Below are 15,474 nucleotides of genomic sequence, written 5' to 3'. Positions count from 1 at the left end.
ATTCGAACCAGGCCGTGCGAGGAGATCGACCATGTCGGATACCGAGATCACCGTGATGCCGGGTAGGCAGGACATCGTGCTGAGCAGGGTGTTCGATGCGCCGCGCGACATCGTCTTCCGCGCTTGCACCGAGCCGACGTTGGTGCCTCGCTGGTGGGGACCCCGGCACTACAACACCACGGTGGAGCGTGACGACGTAGCCACCGGTGGGAGCTGGTACTACATCAGTCGTGACGAGGAGGGGGTCGAGTACCGCTTCCACGGCGTGTACCACGACATCACCCCACCGCATCGAATAGTGGCCACCTTCGAGTACGAGGGGATGGCCGGACACGTGTCACTCGAGACCGTCACCCTCTGGGAGGACGGGGCGGGGACGACCCGTTACGTGGGAACCTCGGTGTTTCAGTCCGTGGCCGACCGCGACGGGATGGTGCAGAGCGGTATGGAAGAGGGCGCCCGGGAAGGGATGAGCCGGTTGGCGGAGGTGATCAGGGTGTTGCGGGAGCGCGCCGAGTGGTGAGTCGTCCCAGTTGCCGGGGGACGCCGCCCACGGCACGTTGACCGGCCGGTCGTGTCCCGCACCGGATCCTGACCGGCCGGAGCCGAACTCATTCCGCTGTAGCAGCGGGACGTTCTTCAGACAGGCAGCGGTTCCCCCACGATCTCGGAGCAGGCCAGCCCGTCACCAACGGCCGGTGAGCCGCTGAGGCCGAGTGCCTGTTGTTGCTCGAGCTCCTCGCAGCGCACGACGGAGCCGTTCACCAGCAGCGGAGCCATCTCTCGTGCGGCAGCCGTGTAAGCGAGCACACGCTCGGGGCTTCGACCGTTCTCCAGTTCGATCGAGGCGGAGTCGTGTAGTCGTACCAGGCGGTAACGCTTGCCGCGGCCTTCGCACCGGTCGAGCACTCGGCGCTGTTCCGCGGTGGCGTACCAGACCGTGTGCTGCTCGGTGACCCCCGACGCCGCGGCGAGTACGGCGGGTCGTTGGCCGTCGCGGGGGCGCAGTCCCGAGGACCAGACCGCTGCCATCCCGTCGCACTCCGCGCGCAGCACGACCGCCGGGCCGGTCAGTGACAGATTCCGGCGCAGCCACCCGATCTTCTCCGGGCAGGCGTTGGAGCCGTAGGCGAGTACCGGTCGCCGTTGCCGCAGCGGTTCGGCACCGTGCTCAGCCAGCCACCGGTCCAGGCAGGGTTCCGTCCGCGCTCCGGTGCGTACTCGCCATCCCGAATCGGTGGTGGAATCGGGCAGTAGCGGGTATCCCACCCCGTCGAGATGAACGAAGGAACAGTCGGGGCGCGTTCCGGGGTAGGGATGCTCGGGGTAGTCGCTCTCGGCGAACGGTTCGACCGTCGCGGATCGGGTAAGCAGGTGGGGAACGGTCATCGGCCGTCCACCCTGGCAGCCGAGCATCCGCCCACGCTGCGATCGCCGTCACATTCAGTGGGGTTCAGAGCCTGAAATGTGACGAGTTTTTCAGATACTGGGAGCGGCTCACGGTGAGCTTCACCGAATGACGGTATCCGCTCTCGGCCGAGCGAAGGCACCGGCTCCGGACTCTCACGTTTCGAAAGTCCGCTCCGGGCGGTCGGCGTTGCGTCGTGCTGAAGCCGAAAACGAACGGTGCCCGCTCACCCCTGGGGGAGCGGGCACCGTCGTGTGTTTTATTCGCGGGCTCGAAAGCTCGAGATCAGAGCGCGCGGACGGTATCGGCCTGCGGGCCCTTGGCGCCCTGGCTGACCGTGTACTCCACCTGCTGCGCCTCGTCCAACGTGCGGAAGCCCGGTGCGTCGATCGCGGAGTAGTGCACGAAGACGTCCGGCCCGCCGTCGTCGGGAGCGATGAAGCCGAAGCCCTTTTCCGAGCTGAACCACTTGACGGTTCCCTGTGGCATGGCTGTCTCCTTTCGGGAGCTGATTAGGTCACCGGTGACCGTCCCGTACGGCCACCAATGGTCGTGGATCTCAGACGGCGCCTACTCCAGCTACACCAAAGACAGCTGCTCGCCCGCACCAACTATCTGCGAACGTGCTCTAACACGACTCCAGAAAAACGACCGAGGCTCATCATACACGCCTCGGTCGCGGGGTGCAGCACTCACGTGGCAACTGATCGAAAAGCGCGTGTGGCCGGCTCGGGTGCGGCGATGGGCCCGGATCGCGGGGCCTTCAGCCGGCGCCGTGGTCGAGCGGACCGACCGACGCTGCCAGGGTTCCTCGACGGTTTCGTCCTCATTGGCCATCTCGGGACGGCCTTCCTGGACCACCCCGCCGGGACGGGGTGGTGGCGCTTGTCCCGTCCCAGGGCTCAGTTCGCGGTGTAGTGGGCCACGCCTTCCACCAGCTCGACATCGAGTCGTCCCCACTCCGTGAGCAGCTTCAGGTGCGCCGCCGTTTCGAGTATCGCCAACGTGCGGTTGAACGTGTCGAGCTCGTCCAACGCGTACCCGTGCCGGGTCCAGGTCAGCGTCCGCGCCGTCTGATACGCGGTTTCGGCCCCCTCGGCCACCGCGGTGGCCATGGTCGTCAACCGCCGTTCGTGGTGCCGCAGCAGCTCATCGACCCGGGTGTGCACGCTCGCTCCCGCGGGTCCGTGAGCGGGCAGCATCCGTGTGTCCGGCAACGAGCGGGTCAACCGCAGTGAGTCGAGGAAGTCCCGCAGCGGCACCGGCCCGGGGGCCTGCTCCAACGCCACGGAAGGGGTGATGTGTGGCAGCACGTGATCGCCGGTGAACATCAGCCCCTCGGCCTCGTCGAGGAACATCACGTGGCCGCGGGTGTGGCCGGGGGTCGGAACCACGCGTAACGTTCGTCGCTCCAGCTCGATCGGGGTCGACTCGTCGAGCCACTCGTCCGGTTCCTGCCAGGTTCCCTCCGGCGGAAGGGCGTCCGGCGTGCCGAACTCGGCTTCCAGCGCGTCGACGACGTTCTTGGCCCCGCACTCCAACAGCTGTTCCCGCTGCCTGCGCATCGGGACGTGATCGGAAGCCATCAGGCATCGCAGGTTGGGGCGTTCGGCTGCTCCGAGAGCGACTCGACAACCGGTCTCGTCTCGCAGCGTCACCGCCTGTGTGTAGTGGTCCCGATGGACGTGGGTGACGAGAACGCGGGTTATGTCGCTGAGTTCCGCCCCCAACGTGGCGAGCGCTTCGGCGAGTTGGTTCCGGGACTCGTCCAGCGCCCAACCACCGTCGATCAGGGTGACGGTGGAGGTGTCACGAATCGCGTAGACGTTGACCGCGCGCAGCCCGTCACCGGGCATCGGCAGGGGAATCCGGTGTACTCCCGGGGCGACTTCGTGTGCCCCCGGCTCCGTCCAATCCGCACTCGACATGCTCACCTCCACGACGCCAACCTGTGATCGGGCAGGCATACCACGCGGTCGGTAATCGATCGAGTGGGTGCGACACAGCTCACCAACTCGTGAGATGGTCGGGTGGGCCGACGACACGACTGCCGCGGCGGTGAATGCCAGGCGGGCGCGGTGGTTGGTCGGCTTGTTCCCGGAACGTCCACGATTCGGCGTCGGCCCGGTATCAGGTCGTTGCCCACCGCACGGGGAGGTTCCGCAGGGAACGGATGAAACTACCCGTGTTCCATTCCGGGGCCGTGCCGTCCAGGGCCGTTTCCAGATGGGGGAAGTGGCGCACCAGACCTTCCAGTGCTACCTCCAGTTCGATCTTGGCCAGTTGTGCTCCCAGACAACGGTGCACTCCGCTGCCGAACGCCAGGTGGTGGTTGTCCACACGTTCGATGTCCAGAGTGCCCGGAACGTCGAACGTCTCGCCGTCCCGGTTCGCCGAGGTGAGCGCCACCAGTACCGTCTCGCCCGCTCCGACGGTCACCCCGTTGACGGTGACCTCCTCGAGCGCTACTCGTGGGAAGGTGACGTCGAAACCGAACAACGGCACGTAGCGCAGTAGCTCCTCCACAGCGCCGGGTATCAGCTCGGTGTCCGCGCACAGTCGCCGCCACTGTTCCGGATAGTCACGCAGCAGCACGAGAACGGAATTGGTGATCTGGTTCTTGGTCGTCTCGTGACCGGCGGCGAGCAGCGTTATTCCGAACTGCACCAGCTCCCGCTCGCTCAACTTGTCGTCCTCGTCCCGAGCCGACACCAGTACACTGAGCAGATCGTCGGTGGGATCGTGACGTTTTTCGTTCACCAGGCCGGCCATGTAGTCTTCCATGTTTCGCCAACCGGCTTGTACCTCCTCGGCGGGTGTGCCGCTCACGCTGGCTATCTTCTCGGTCCACTCGCGGAACAGCGGTTGATCTGCCTCGGGGACGCCGAGGATGTGGCATATTACTCTGATCGGTAATGGAGCGGTGAAATTCTCGATCAGATCCACGGGACTGTCGTGGTGTCGTGCCAACCGCTCCAGGAGTTCCTCCGAAGTCCGCCGCACGTACGGACGCAGCTGTTCGATTCGGCGGACCGTGAACGCCTTGGCCGCCAACTTGCGGAGGCGGGTGTGTTCCGGGGGGTCGGAAGCCAGCAGTGAACCGGGCTGCGGTGCGAACGTGCCGAGGCGTGGAACTCCCTCGTCGATGCTGTGGGCCAGACTGAAACGGTTGTCCGTGAGGACGAACCGCACGTCCTCGTTCCGCGTGACCAACCACACCGGTACGCCCGAGAGCGCGACCCTGCTCACCGGATTCTCCGTCCGCAGTCGGGCGTAGACGTCGTCGATGTCGTTCGTCGATAAAGCGTCGAACGGAAAGACCGGTATTTCTGTTCGTGCTGACTGCACGGCTTCCTCCCGGCAGGACCGTCAAATCGAGGTCATTCCCGCCCACCCGGAAATAATTTGTTCCCCGAGTGGAATTGTTTTCAGCCTATTCCCGGGGTTCGAGACGATACAACATTATGCTGCTGGGATTTTCGGGTGAGTTTGCGGTTTCGGTGTGTCGCCGTGTTCCGGTAGTTCGATCGCGTTGCGCCAGGACGCGTACGCCCGTTTCCTCCGGGAGGAGTTTTCGGTGGCCGGGTTCCCACCGGGTGGGCAACGGCGGAGCCGTTCGGTCACACGTTCGAGCGGTCACGAGGGATCGTCGGAGTGCGGGGTGTCGTCGGAGGAGGCACCGCGAGCGGAGTTGGCTATGTACCGTTGAACGGTCCGGGCGACAGCCGGGGCGGTCCGCGGCGATTCCGAAGTCGGTGGCAATTCCGCCGTGGGAAATTTCGCCGCGGACCGTCGTGGTCGGCTCAGTGCTCGCCACCCAGCCTGCCCGCCAGCGCGGCGTGCCGCCGCTTGCTGGACTCGTTCATACCGGTGATCGATACCGTGCTGCCGCGTTGCCGGTACTTCGTTTCGACGGCGTCGAGCGCGGCCACGGTGGAGGCGTCCCAGATGTTGGCTCCGGAGAGGTCGATGATCACGTTGCCGGGATCACCCGCGTAGTCGAACTGGAACACCAGGTCGTTGCTGGAGGCGAAGAACAGCTGTCCGGTGACCCGGTAGATCTTGGTCCCGCCCTCCGGATCGAGCACGCTGTCGATGTTGACCAGATGCGCCACGCGCTGTGCGAACAACACCGTGGCCACGACGACGCCAACCACTACACCGATCGCGAGGTTGTGGGTGACGACCGTAACGACCACGGTCGCCAGCATCACGGCCGTCTCGCTCTTGGGCATCATGCGCAGTGTTCTCGGGTGAACGCTGTGCCAGTCGAACGTGCCCACCGAAACCATGATCATGACCCCGACCAGAGCCGCCATGGGAATCAGGGCCACCACCGGTCCCAGCGCCACGACCAGAATCAGCAGGAACACTCCGGCCAGGAAGGTGGACAATCGGGTCCGCGCGCCGCTGGATTTCACGTTGATCATGGTTTGACCGATCATCGCGCAGCCACCCATGCCACCGAAGAAACCGGTGACGACGTTGGCGAGCCCCTGTCCCCAGGACTCGCGGGTCTTGTCCGAGTGCTCGTCGGTGATGTCGTCGACCAGCTTGGCGGTCATCAACGACTCCATCAGCCCGACCAGGGCCATGGCGATCGCGTACGGTGCGATGATTCGCAACGTCTCGAAAGTGGCGGGGACCGACGGCAGGCCGGGAACGGGCAGACTGCTGGGAAGTTCACCCTGGTCACCGACGGTGGGTACGGCGATCCCCGCCGCCACGGTGAACACGGTCAGCGCGACGATGGCCACCAGCGGTGCGGGAATCGCGGTGGTCAGCCTCGGTAGCCCGATCATGACTGCCAGTCCCACCGCCACGAGCGCGTAAACGCTCCAGGGAACACCGGTCAGGTACGGCAATTGGGCGGTGAAGATCAGAATCGCCAACGCGTTGACGAATCCGACCATCACGCTTCGGGGCAGGAACCGCATCAACCGCGCCACCCCGAGCATCCCCAGCACAGCCTGGAACACGCCGCCCAGGATCACGGTGGCCACCAGGTAATCCACTCCGTACTGCCGTGCCACCGGTGCCAACACCAGCGCGATAGCCCCGGTCGCCGCCGAGATCATGGCGCGCCGCCCGCCGGTCAGCGAGATCGTCACCGCCATGATGAACGAGGCGAACAGCCCGACCCGGGGATCGACGCCGGCGATGATGGAGAACGAGATGGCCTCCGGAATCAGTGCCAACGCCACCACGAGACCGGCCAGTACCTCGGTCCGCAGCACCCGTGGCGACAACCAGTCCGGGCGAGACATCCGGTCACGTAACACGGCAGGAAACGACATCATCTTCTTTCGTACGAGGAGAACCGCGGGTGGAAGACCGATCGGAGCGGAGCCACACCTGTGGGGCTCACGCGATCACAACGGACCCTACCGTTACGTAACGGCAATGATGGCCGGAGTGTGACATATGTCGGTGTGTGATCCACGGAAATCCTCGTCGCCCCGGCAGTCCGAAGACTCCCGGGGCGGAACCACCGTTGCGCCGGGAGGGGCGTTCCGGCGAACGCTCGGTCCCCACGGCACGAGTTCGTCCCGTCCGCGGGAGGCCGACTACGTCAACGGCACACGGAGCGCAGACTCCGAACCAGTGCCCGACCGTGCAGCGTGTCCAGCTCCGAAGCCACGTGTGCACCGGCCCTCGCCAGTTCGACACGACAGTCCGGAGCGTGGCGGGCGTCCTCGGAACGCGCCAACGTGCTCAGCAGTTCGTCGTTGATCTCGTCTATCCGGGCACGCACCGCGTCCATGTCCGGACGCTGTTCCGGTGGCTCGGCCACACCGTTCTTCCAGCCAAAGATCAAACCACGCTGGACGAGCTTGTTCGCCTCGATCTGGTCCCGGAAGATCTCGGCGGCCGCGGTGGGGGCCACCCCTGTCCGTTCCGCCTGTTCGGAGATCTCGGCGAGTACTTCGCGTTCCCTGGCGGGTACCTCCACGGGCTTACCGCTGTCGAATTTGACCGCGGCCACCCGGTCTGCCACCGCCAGTCGCTCGGCCGCCAGTCGGACCAGTGGTTCGAAGCCGGTGGAACCGGTTTCGGCGGCGGCCGACGGCGTCATGCCGAATCCCGCCAGGGCGAGCAGCACCCCGGCGGCCAGACGTGCTTTCAGATTGGTCACGGCGAGTGCTCCGTTCCGTCGTACTCGGAAACTTTCCACATCCGTGTAGCACGGAGCGACCGGTGACGATCGGCCGAAAAAGTTGATCTCGCCTCAAGGTATGAGGCCCGGCAACGGCTCCCGGAAACACGTCACCGTCGTCGTGTCGGTCAGTTTTGGCCGAGCTCGGTCGCGAAGGCCCGGTAGGTCTGTTCGTCGAAAAGTACGAACCGCACGAGTTCCACACCGGTGTCGGCCTCGCGCACGGCCCGGATCGCCACGCGTGCCGCCTGGTCGACCGGGTAGCGGTACACGCCCGTGGACACGGCGGGGAAGGCGACGCTGGTGGCGGGCAGCGAATCGGCGACCCGCAACGATTCCAGGTAACACGAAGCCAGCAGGTCCGAGCGGTCCCGCGAGGCCGAGTAGGTCGGGCCGACGGTGTGTATCACCCACCGGGCGGGGAGTTCGCCCGCCGTGGTGGCCACGGCGTGCCCCACCGGCAGCCCGTCGGTGTGCTCGGAGGCACGCAGCTGCTTACAGGCCTCCAGTATCTCCCGGCCGCCGCGTCGATGGATCGCACCGTCGACACCGCCACCGCCCAGGAGCGAGGAGTTGGCCGCGTTGACCACCGCGTCCACCCGCTGTTCGGTGATGTCGCCCTGTATCGCCGTGATGCGCATGGTCGTATTCTCGGCTCCGTACCGGTTGTTCCACCAGCGGGCGTGTTCGACGTCCCGTATGCGATGGACTCAGAACAGTGCCTTGCCGAGCAGCACGGCCGCGCTCAGACTCGCCACCGCGAGCAGCACCGGACGCGTGCGCCCGTTGTCGAGTATCCGGCGCAACGGCCCCGAAAGTACGAATCCCAGCAGCGCGAACGGGAACAGCACGCCGGCCGCCAGCAGCTGTTCACCGTGTACCTGTCCGGAGAAGACCAGCGCGACCAGGGACAGCACCGATCCCAGCGCGAAGTAGGCGCTGAGCGTGGTGCGTACCGTCGGTCCCGCGTTGTGCTGGTACACCAGTGCGATCGGTGGGCCGCCGATCGCGGCGGCGGTTCCGAAGACACCGCTGAACATTCCTGCGGTGAAGAGCGTTCCCGGCACCGGTCTGGGGCGCCACGAGACCAGGGACAGCACCACGGAGACCAGCACCACCAGGCCGATCAGTACCGCCAGCCACCGATTCGGCAGCAGCGCCAGCGCGGTGACCCCGAGCACGGTTCCGGGCACTCTGCCGAGCAGCCCCCACCGGACCCCGCGCCAGTCGGCCCGACCTCTTTCGCGGAGCAGGGGGAGGATCGCGAAGGCGGAGGCGGTCAGCAACAACGGGACCGGTACCAGCGCCGGGTGGGCGATGGCCAGCAGCGGTGCGGCGATCAGGTTCATGCCGAACCCCACCGCTCCCTGCACGACCGCTCCGCCAAGCACGATCGTCCCCGCCAGTAGCAGCATCCAGATGCTCAAGTGTTCCCTCGATCGTTTCGGGCATGCTCGGTGCGCCGAGTCAACCGCCGCGACGTAAGTGGCACGAGCGCGGGGACCCTTCGATGTGTTCGACTTCATATCCCGGCGTCGAAAGCGGTCGCCGGACGGGTCTCGGGGATGTGTTCGCGATCGGCTCCGGGGTGTTTCCGCCTGTCCGGTCGGTCCTGTTTCCTCTCGCGAAGTGGCGAATCGGACGCCGGGGCCGTTTCGTGTGCCCCGCTCGATGCGACAGATGTCACCGGGATGGCGCAACCCCGGTGGTAGCCGACCTCCGCTATGCCGGTTGACCTGCTGATTCGTTGAATATGTCCGTTCCCGGAAGACCCTTCGCTACTCCGTTCGGAGTAGTGGCACTACTCTGTTCGGAGGTATTTACCGATGATTGACGGCCGTACGTTGTTCGCTCGTGGCACGAATCGTGCTCGCGGTGGTGCGGGCTTGCCGCCATCGGCAGCCGCGATCCGCCGTGACCGACGTCGACAGAAGGAAAACCTGAGGCCGACATGGAAACGATCGCACTCGAACTGGTGCCGCCCGATCAGGACGGCGGTGTGGAGAGCGCAGTTGAGGAAGGCCGCAAGGTGGCCGAGAGCTGCCGCACGTCCGGGCTCGGGGACCGCATCCAGCACCTGATGATCCCCGGCTTGATCGCCGAGGACGACGATCGTCCGGTCGAGATCAAGCAGAAGATGGACACGCTCGATTTCTGGCATGCCGTTCGTCCCGAGATCGGCGATGTGAAGGGGCTGTGTACCCAGGTCACGGCATTCCACGACAAGCAGCAACTGACCGACCGTATCGGTGACCTTCGCAGCGCCGGTATGGAAGGCATCGCCTTCGTCGGTGTGCCGCGAAACATGAGCGACGGCGAGGGGCCGGGTATGGCTCCTACCGATGCGTTGGCCGAGTTCAAGGGAACCGTCCCCAACCGGGGGGTCATTCTCATTCCCACCCGTGAGGGGGAACACGGCCGGTTCAACTTCAAGTGTGAGCGGGGCGCCACCTACGGCATGACCCAGCTGCTGTACTCGGATGCCATCGTCGGCTTCCTCAAGGAGTTCGCGCAGCAGACACCTCACCGTCCGGAGATCCTGCTCTCGTTCGGTTTCGTACCGGGCGCCGAGAGTAAGGCCAAGCTCATCGACTGGCTCATCCAGGATCCGGGCAATCCGGTTGTGGAACAGGAACAGGAGTTCGTCGCCAGACTGGCGGAGAAGTCCTTCGAGGAGCGCAAGCGTCAACTCGTGGACCTGTACAAGCGGGTCGTGGACGGGGTGCGTGACCTCGGCTTCCCGCTGAGCATTCACCTGGAGGCGCCCTACGGTAACTCCAAGCCCGCTTTCGAGACCTTCGCGGAGATGCTGGACTACTGGTCGCCCCGCCAGAGCTGACGGAGTGGAGCCAGAGCTGACGGAGTGGATGCGGGCGGCGAAACCGGTTGTCGTTTCGCCGCCCGCATGTGCTTTCCGACCGCCTGTTTCGAAACGTTCGCTCGGACGGTCGGTCACCGTCCCCGCTCGGGGACGGACCTGTCATGCGTGTCGCCACTCCCGGATTCGGGCATAGCCCCGGATCAGGCGCAGCGCCGTTGTGATGCCGACTCCACCGATGATGTTGCCCAGCAGGGTCCAGCTGAACCACGTGATCCATTCCAGGTAACCGTAGTCGGCCCCGGCGTGGATTCCGCCGAATATCAGCAGCGAATCCAGTATCGAGTGGTGCATACCTGTTCCGACGATCAGGAATCCGGTGACGGCGCTGGCGGTGAGTTTCGCCATGTCGTTGTCGGTGCCGTTGTGCATCCTGGTCATCAGCGTGATCGCACTACCGGCCAGCACCGCCAGACACAGATTCTGCGGTGACAGCGCGGCGTTGGCGAACTTGCCGCCCATTTCCACGGCCGTGGTGTGCAGACCGGGAAACGCGGTGATCACCACGAACATCAGCGCCCATCCGCCGAGCAGATTGCCGGCCAGGGTGCCGCCCCAGAAGCGGGCCAGTCGTCGCCAGGTGGCCTGGCGAGCCGCCACCACCACGATGGGCACGAGAAAGCCCTCGGTGAACAGTTCGGCGTGGCCGAGCAGCAGCGCGATCAGCGCGACCGAGAACGCCATACCCGCCAGCAGCGGACTCCCGGTGGTCTGGTACACGGTCAGCAGAGCGAGCACGCCCAGTGCCACTTCCACACCGGCGACCAGAGCGGTCGCCAACAACTGCGGCCACGTTCGGTAGAGACGGGGACGCCCCTTCTCGATGATCCGATCGATGGCACGGTCCACCTCGTTCTCGCGCGGTCGTTGTCGACTTTCCGGCGCGTGGGGGGTGACTACGTGACTAGGCTGCTCAATCTGCTTGGTAACCACGACCTACCTGTGTTCGTATTCGAAGGTGTAAGGGCCAATTTCCGGGTGTATCGGCCTCGGCCGCCGCGCGTTCCCGAACGTCATGTGTTGCCCGTCAGCGGAAGAGATGCTTGCTGTCCGGGGAAGAAGTCCGTTGTTCGAGCCGCGACCCGCCAGTGTCGCAAAGCCGATATTCCGGGCGTAACCCCGGTCGGAAAACCCCTGCCGGGGAATGGTGTTAGGGAGTCGCGATCCCGGTCGATCCGTGCGGGCAGGGGCTGGTCCACCCGCCTGGACGCCGCCGGTATCCGTCGAGCGGGCACGACCCCACGGCTTTCAGGCCCACGAACGAGCACTGCCGCGGTAGAGGTGTGGCGGAATCAGTCGTTCGATCCGGTGCGGTGGCTTTCCACCCGCTCGGCCGGCGCCCGTTCGGTGCGGCGCAGCCACACTACGCCACCGAGCTGTACCGCCATCGCCGCGGCGATCAGAACCACCGCGGTAGCCGCGAAGGGTGACCAACCGATGACGGTGAACAGCACCAGCCCGACGACCAGGAAGACTCCGGTACGCACGAGCACGAAGGTCAACCTTCGGGAATTCATCGAACCTCGCTCGGACGGCGGTTGCAATCGCGAGTGCGCAGCATACGTGAGTTCGGGGCCGCTGAGGAGCCCGCCCAACGCGGCGAGACGCCGACGCACATGTCTCGCTCGGGAGGCGAGCGGGCCGTTCGGCGATGACTCCCAAGTGTCATTCGTCCGTATCGGCCGTACCGGCGGTGAGCGCAGACTGGCGACGGCAGGACGCGGCGCACGCGCGTGGCGGAGTCGGAGTACGAGCGGATCGAGGACCGCCAAGCGGTCGTGGCTTCGCACGGGCGAACGCGGAAATCGATTCGCCGGGATCGTCGGAGAAAATCATGCCCACACAACTGCGAACACTCACACCGGAACCGACCATCCTCTCGGACGATACGTTGCGTGACTTCCGGGCCGATTTCCGTGGCTCGGTGATCGGTCCCCTGGACAGTGAGTACGAGCAGGCCTGCGTGGTGCAGAACGGTGTGTTTCGTCGCGAGCCCGGTCTCGTGCTGCGCTGTCACGGAACGGCCGACGTCGTCGACGCCGTGGAGCTGGCCCGCGCGCGTCGGTTGTTGGTCGCGGTTCGGGGAGGTGGGCACAGTGTGGCCGGTCACAGCAGTTGTGCGGGCGGTCTGCTGATCGACCTCTCCGGGATGCGTGCCGTGTCGGTGGATCCACGGCGCGGAGTGGTACGTGCCCAGGGCGGTGCGACCTGGAGCGACGTCGACCGGGAAGCGCAGCTGTTCGGGCTGGCGGTGCCCGGTGGAATCGTGTCCACCACCGGGGTGGGAGGACTCACCCTCGGTGGCGGGATCGGTTGGCTGCACCGTGCGTACGGCCTCACCTGCGACAACCTTCGGGCGGTCGAGCTCGTCACCGCCGACGGTCGAGTGGTGCACGCCGACGACGAGCATTACCCCGAGCTGATGTGGGGGTTGCGCGGTGGTGGGGGGAATTTCGGGATCGTCACCGCCTTCGAGTTCGACGCTCACCCGTTGGGCCCCACGGTGATGGACTCCACCGTGATCTACGACGCGGGCGATGCCGATGCGCTGTTCCGGCGATGGCGGGACTGGGCGGACACGGTTCCGGACGAGGTGACGACGAGAGCGCTGTTCTGGACCATGCCCGCCGACCCGACGTTGCCTCCGGAACTGCACGACAGGGACGTGCTCATCCTCGCGGCGTTGTACGCGGGCGACGTGGAGAGCGGGCAGCGGGTACTCGACCCGATCGCGCGGTTCGGTACGCCGGTGGCCGATCTCAGCGGCCCCGCACCGTACCGCCTCGCGCAGTCCTCGTTCGACGTGTTCTTCCCCAAGGGCGAGTTGCTCAGCTACTGGAAGTCGATATACCTCGACGAACTGACCGACGACGTCGTCGAACTGGTACTGCGTCGTTCGCGGCAACGGCCGCATCCGTGGACGATGGTGCACCTTCCACTGCTCGGTGGTGCCATGAAGCGTGTCGATGCCGAGGCCACTGCTTTCGGGGACCGGCATGCTGACTACATGCTCAGCGTGGACGGGAACTGGTTCGACCCGTCGGACAGCGCTCGGGTTACCGAATGGGTGAGGGAGACCGTTGCCGAAGCGGCCGAGCTACCCGCGGCGACGGGAACCTATCTGAACTTCAGCGGTGACACGGAGGTCGACGAGTCGGTGCGCCGGGCCGCGTTCGGGACGAATCTGCGTCGGTTGACGCGGCTCAAGACCGAATACGATCCCGACAACCTGTTCCGCTCGAATTCCAACATTCCACCGGAATGAGCGGGACCCCTTCGGGGAGCTCATCCGAGGTCGGGCCTTCCCGTCGGTGGCGGGCGGGAGGCTCCGCCGGGCGAGTGCGATCCGGAAGCGAGTCGACAGGAACCCTTGCCCACCCGAACCGGATCCGCACTCGTTCCTCTCGGCGTCACAGCGGGTCGGGATCCGTATCCGTCAGTTCGCCCGCCAACCACAACCACCTGGTGATACCGAGATCACGCAGGAACGCCGAGTCATGGCTGGCCACCACGAGCGCGCCCTCGTAGCCCGCGAGCGACTCGGCCAGTTCGCGGGTACTGGTCATGTCGAGGTTGTTGGTCGGTTCGTCCAGCAACAGCAGTTGCGGAGCCGGTTGCGCCAGCAGCAGTGCGGCCAGGGCGGCGCGGACCCGTTCCCCACCGGAAAGAGTGCGTACCGGTTGATCCGCGCGCTGTTGTCTGAACAGGAAACGTGCCAGCCGGGCCCGAATCTCGTTGTCCGTCGCTCCGGGAGCCAGCCGTGCGACGTTGGCCGCTGCCGAAAGCGATTCGTCGAGTACCTCGTGGCGCTGCGGCAGGTAGCGCAGTGGCACGTTTACCTCGACAGCACCGTGCTCCACCGGCAACAGTTCGGCCACGGTGTGCAACAGGGTGGATTTGCCCGCGCCGTTCGGCCCGGTCAGAGCCACCCGTTCCGGGCCACACAGCTCCAGCTCCGGAATCGAGACCCCGTTGCGCAACTCGGCCTGCCGGACCGAGAGCACTCGACGGCCGTTGGGCACGGCGGTGGCGGGGAGATCCACCCGAATGTTCTCCTCCTCGCGGACCTGTTCCCGAGCATCCGCCAGCTGTCGCCGAGCCTGTTCGAGCCGTTGTTCGTGCAGGATACGATTCCTACCCGCCGATACCTGCGCGTCCCGTTTTCGCTGCCCCGCCACGATCCGCGGCATGCGGTTCTCGGCGGCGATCCGTGCACCCCGCGAACGTCGTCTGTCCGCTTTCTCGCGTGCCTCGACCAGTTCGCGCTTTTGCCGTTTCACGTCGGCCTCGGCCGATCGGACCGATCGTTCGACCGCTTCCCGCTCAGCGGCCACCGCTGCCTCGTAGTCGGCCAGGTTCCCGGTGTAACTGTGCACGGTCGCCTCACGCAGTTCCACGATTCGATCCATCAGTCCGAGCAACTCACGGTCGTGACTGACCACGACCAGCGCACCCTCGTAGGAGCGAACCGCTTCGTAGAGCAGGCGCCGTGCCTTTCGGTCGAGATCGTTGGTCGGTTCGTCCAGCAGCAGCACTTCCGGCCGTCGCAACAACAGGGCCGCCAAGTGCAGCAGGACGAGCTCGCCGCCGGACAGTTCGCCGAGCACGCTGTCGAGCCGGAGATGCCCGAGACCGAATCCGTCCAGCATCCCCAGACAGCGTTCCTCGATGTCCCACTCCTCGCCGAGCGCGGTGAAATGCTCCTCCCTGGCTTCCCCGGCCTCGATGGTTCGCAGTGCCGCCAGGCGGGCGGTGACGCCGAGAGCGTCCGCCACACGCGCCGTTTCGTCGAAAGTGAGCCGTTGCGGCAGATAGCCGAGCTCACCGGACGTTCGTACGGTCCCGGATCGAGGGGACAACCCGCCGGTGATCAGTTCCAGCAGGGTGGACTTGCCGGTTCCGTTCGAACCGACGACTCCGGTTCGTCCCGCTGCCACGGACCAGTCGAGATCGTGCAGTACTACTGTGCCGTCCGGCCACTCGAAGGAAACGGCGGCGCATTCGACGAGAGTCCGGTCGCGTGTGGACATG

At 65.8% G+C, this 15,474-nt stretch carries 14 protein-coding genes; 3 read left to right on the top strand and 11 right to left on the bottom strand.

Annotation, left to right across the window (positions count from 1 at the left end; translation table 11 throughout):
* Positions 1 to 31: 31 nt before the first annotated feature.
* Positions 32 to 523, top strand: coding sequence for an SRPBCC family protein (locus tag J2S53_RS05270; RefSeq protein ID WP_456240017.1), 492 nt, complete (start codon positions 32 to 34; stop codon positions 521 to 523).
* A gap of 116 nt (positions 524 to 639) precedes the next feature.
* On the opposite strand, the gene J2S53_RS05265 is transcribed toward J2S53_RS05270, so the two are convergent.
* From J2S53_RS05265 to J2S53_RS05230, 8 genes are all read right to left on the bottom strand, one after another.
* A complete protein-coding gene (locus J2S53_RS05265) occupies positions 640 to 1,389 on the bottom strand; it encodes a hypothetical protein (protein WP_456240016.1) in 750 nt (249 codons plus the stop codon).
* A gap of 304 nt (positions 1,390 to 1,693) precedes the next feature.
* Positions 1,694 to 1,897: a cold-shock protein gene (locus tag J2S53_RS05260; RefSeq protein WP_092626912.1), complete on the bottom strand. Its 204-nt coding sequence runs from the start codon at positions 1,895 to 1,897 to the stop codon at positions 1,694 to 1,696.
* 413 nt (positions 1,898 to 2,310) lie between these two features.
* The gene (locus tag J2S53_RS05255) at positions 2,311 to 3,336 is read right to left on the bottom strand and encodes an MBL fold metallo-hydrolase (RefSeq protein WP_456240015.1); all 1,026 of its coding nucleotides are present in this window, start codon (positions 3,334 to 3,336) and stop codon (positions 2,311 to 2,313) included.
* 202 nt (positions 3,337 to 3,538) lie between these two features.
* Entirely contained in the window at positions 3,539 to 4,756 is a 1,218-nt protein-coding gene (locus J2S53_RS05250) for a cytochrome P450 (RefSeq protein ID WP_456240014.1), read from the bottom strand.
* Positions 4,757 to 5,211: 455 nt separating this feature from the next.
* Positions 5,212 to 6,705, bottom strand: a complete 1,494-nt coding sequence (locus tag J2S53_RS05245) for a SulP family inorganic anion transporter (RefSeq protein WP_456240013.1) — start codon at positions 6,703 to 6,705, stop codon at positions 5,212 to 5,214.
* Between the two features lie 275 nt (positions 6,706 to 6,980).
* Positions 6,981 to 7,544, bottom strand: coding sequence for a chorismate mutase (locus tag J2S53_RS05240; protein ID WP_456240012.1), 564 nt, complete (start codon positions 7,542 to 7,544; stop codon positions 6,981 to 6,983).
* 149 nt (positions 7,545 to 7,693) lie between these two features.
* The gene (locus J2S53_RS05235) at positions 7,694 to 8,206 is read right to left on the bottom strand and encodes an O-acetyl-ADP-ribose deacetylase (protein WP_456240011.1); all 513 of its coding nucleotides are present in this window, start codon (positions 8,204 to 8,206) and stop codon (positions 7,694 to 7,696) included.
* Between the two features lie 69 nt (positions 8,207 to 8,275).
* Positions 8,276 to 8,992: a TSUP family transporter gene (locus tag J2S53_RS05230; protein WP_456240010.1), complete on the bottom strand. Its 717-nt coding sequence runs from the start codon at positions 8,990 to 8,992 to the stop codon at positions 8,276 to 8,278.
* A 524-nt stretch (positions 8,993 to 9,516) separates the two neighbouring features.
* Here J2S53_RS05230 and J2S53_RS05225 point away from each other — a divergent pair.
* On the top strand, positions 9,517 to 10,404 hold the full coding sequence (locus J2S53_RS05225; RefSeq protein ID WP_092926372.1) for a mycobacterial-type methylenetetrahydrofolate reductase: 888 nt from the start codon (positions 9,517 to 9,519) through the stop codon (positions 10,402 to 10,404).
* Between the two features lie 141 nt (positions 10,405 to 10,545).
* On the opposite strand, the gene J2S53_RS05220 is transcribed toward J2S53_RS05225, so the two are convergent.
* Both J2S53_RS05220 and J2S53_RS05215 read right to left on the bottom strand, forming a co-directional pair.
* The gene (locus tag J2S53_RS05220; RefSeq protein ID WP_092926374.1) at positions 10,546 to 11,292 is read right to left on the bottom strand and encodes a formate/nitrite transporter family protein; all 747 of its coding nucleotides are present in this window, start codon (positions 11,290 to 11,292) and stop codon (positions 10,546 to 10,548) included.
* Between the two features lie 443 nt (positions 11,293 to 11,735).
* Positions 11,736 to 11,960, bottom strand: a complete 225-nt coding sequence (locus J2S53_RS05215) for a hypothetical protein (protein WP_456240009.1) — start codon at positions 11,958 to 11,960, stop codon at positions 11,736 to 11,738.
* A gap of 317 nt (positions 11,961 to 12,277) precedes the next feature.
* On the opposite strand from J2S53_RS05215, the gene J2S53_RS05210 reads away from it, so the two are divergent.
* Positions 12,278 to 13,708 (top strand): FAD-binding oxidoreductase, encoded by a 1,431-nt coding sequence (locus tag J2S53_RS05210; RefSeq protein ID WP_456240008.1) that lies wholly within the window; start codon positions 12,278 to 12,280, stop codon positions 13,706 to 13,708.
* 145 nt (positions 13,709 to 13,853) lie between these two features.
* Here J2S53_RS05210 and J2S53_RS05205 read toward each other — a convergent pair whose 3' ends face one another.
* On the bottom strand, positions 13,854 to 15,473 hold the full coding sequence (locus J2S53_RS05205; RefSeq protein ID WP_456240007.1) for an ATP-binding cassette domain-containing protein: 1,620 nt from the start codon (positions 15,471 to 15,473) through the stop codon (positions 13,854 to 13,856).
* Position 15,474 lies beyond the last annotated feature (1 nt).

Source organism: Actinopolyspora lacussalsi (assembly GCA_030803735.1).
Lineage (GTDB): Bacteria > Actinomycetota > Actinomycetes > Mycobacteriales > Pseudonocardiaceae > Actinopolyspora > Actinopolyspora lacussalsi.
The sequence above is the reverse complement of the archived record's forward strand: the minus strand, read 5'-3'. Positions and strand labels throughout refer to the sequence as shown.

Bases quoted from the DNA above. Each gene is read 5' to 3' on its own strand.
- J2S53_RS05205 (WP_456240007.1), bottom strand. From the start codon at position 15,473: ATGTCCACACGCGACCGGACTCTCGTCGAATGCGCCGCCGTTTCCTTC.
- J2S53_RS05215 (WP_456240009.1), bottom strand. From the start codon at position 11,960: ATGAATTCCCGAAGGTTGACCTTCGTGCTCGTGCGTACCGGAGTCTTC.
- J2S53_RS05265 (WP_456240016.1), bottom strand. From the start codon at position 1,389: ATGACCGTTCCCCACCTGCTTACCCGATCCGCGACGGTCGAACCGTTC.
- J2S53_RS05255 (WP_456240015.1), bottom strand. From the start codon at position 3,336: ATGTCGAGTGCGGATTGGACGGAGCCGGGGGCACACGAAGTCGCCCCG.
- J2S53_RS05260 (WP_092626912.1), bottom strand. From the start codon at position 1,897: ATGCCACAGGGAACCGTCAAGTGGTTCAGCTCGGAAAAGGGCTTCGGC.
- J2S53_RS05235 (WP_456240011.1), bottom strand. From the start codon at position 8,206: ATGCGCATCACGGCGATACAGGGCGACATCACCGAACAGCGGGTGGAC.
- J2S53_RS05210 (WP_456240008.1), top strand. From the start codon at position 12,278: ATGCCCACACAACTGCGAACACTCACACCGGAACCGACCATCCTCTCG.
- J2S53_RS05245 (WP_456240013.1), bottom strand. From the start codon at position 6,705: ATGTCGTTTCCTGCCGTGTTACGTGACCGGATGTCTCGCCCGGACTGG.
- J2S53_RS05270 (WP_456240017.1), top strand. From the start codon at position 32: ATGTCGGATACCGAGATCACCGTGATGCCGGGTAGGCAGGACATCGTG.
- J2S53_RS05225 (WP_092926372.1), top strand. From the start codon at position 9,517: ATGGAAACGATCGCACTCGAACTGGTGCCGCCCGATCAGGACGGCGGT.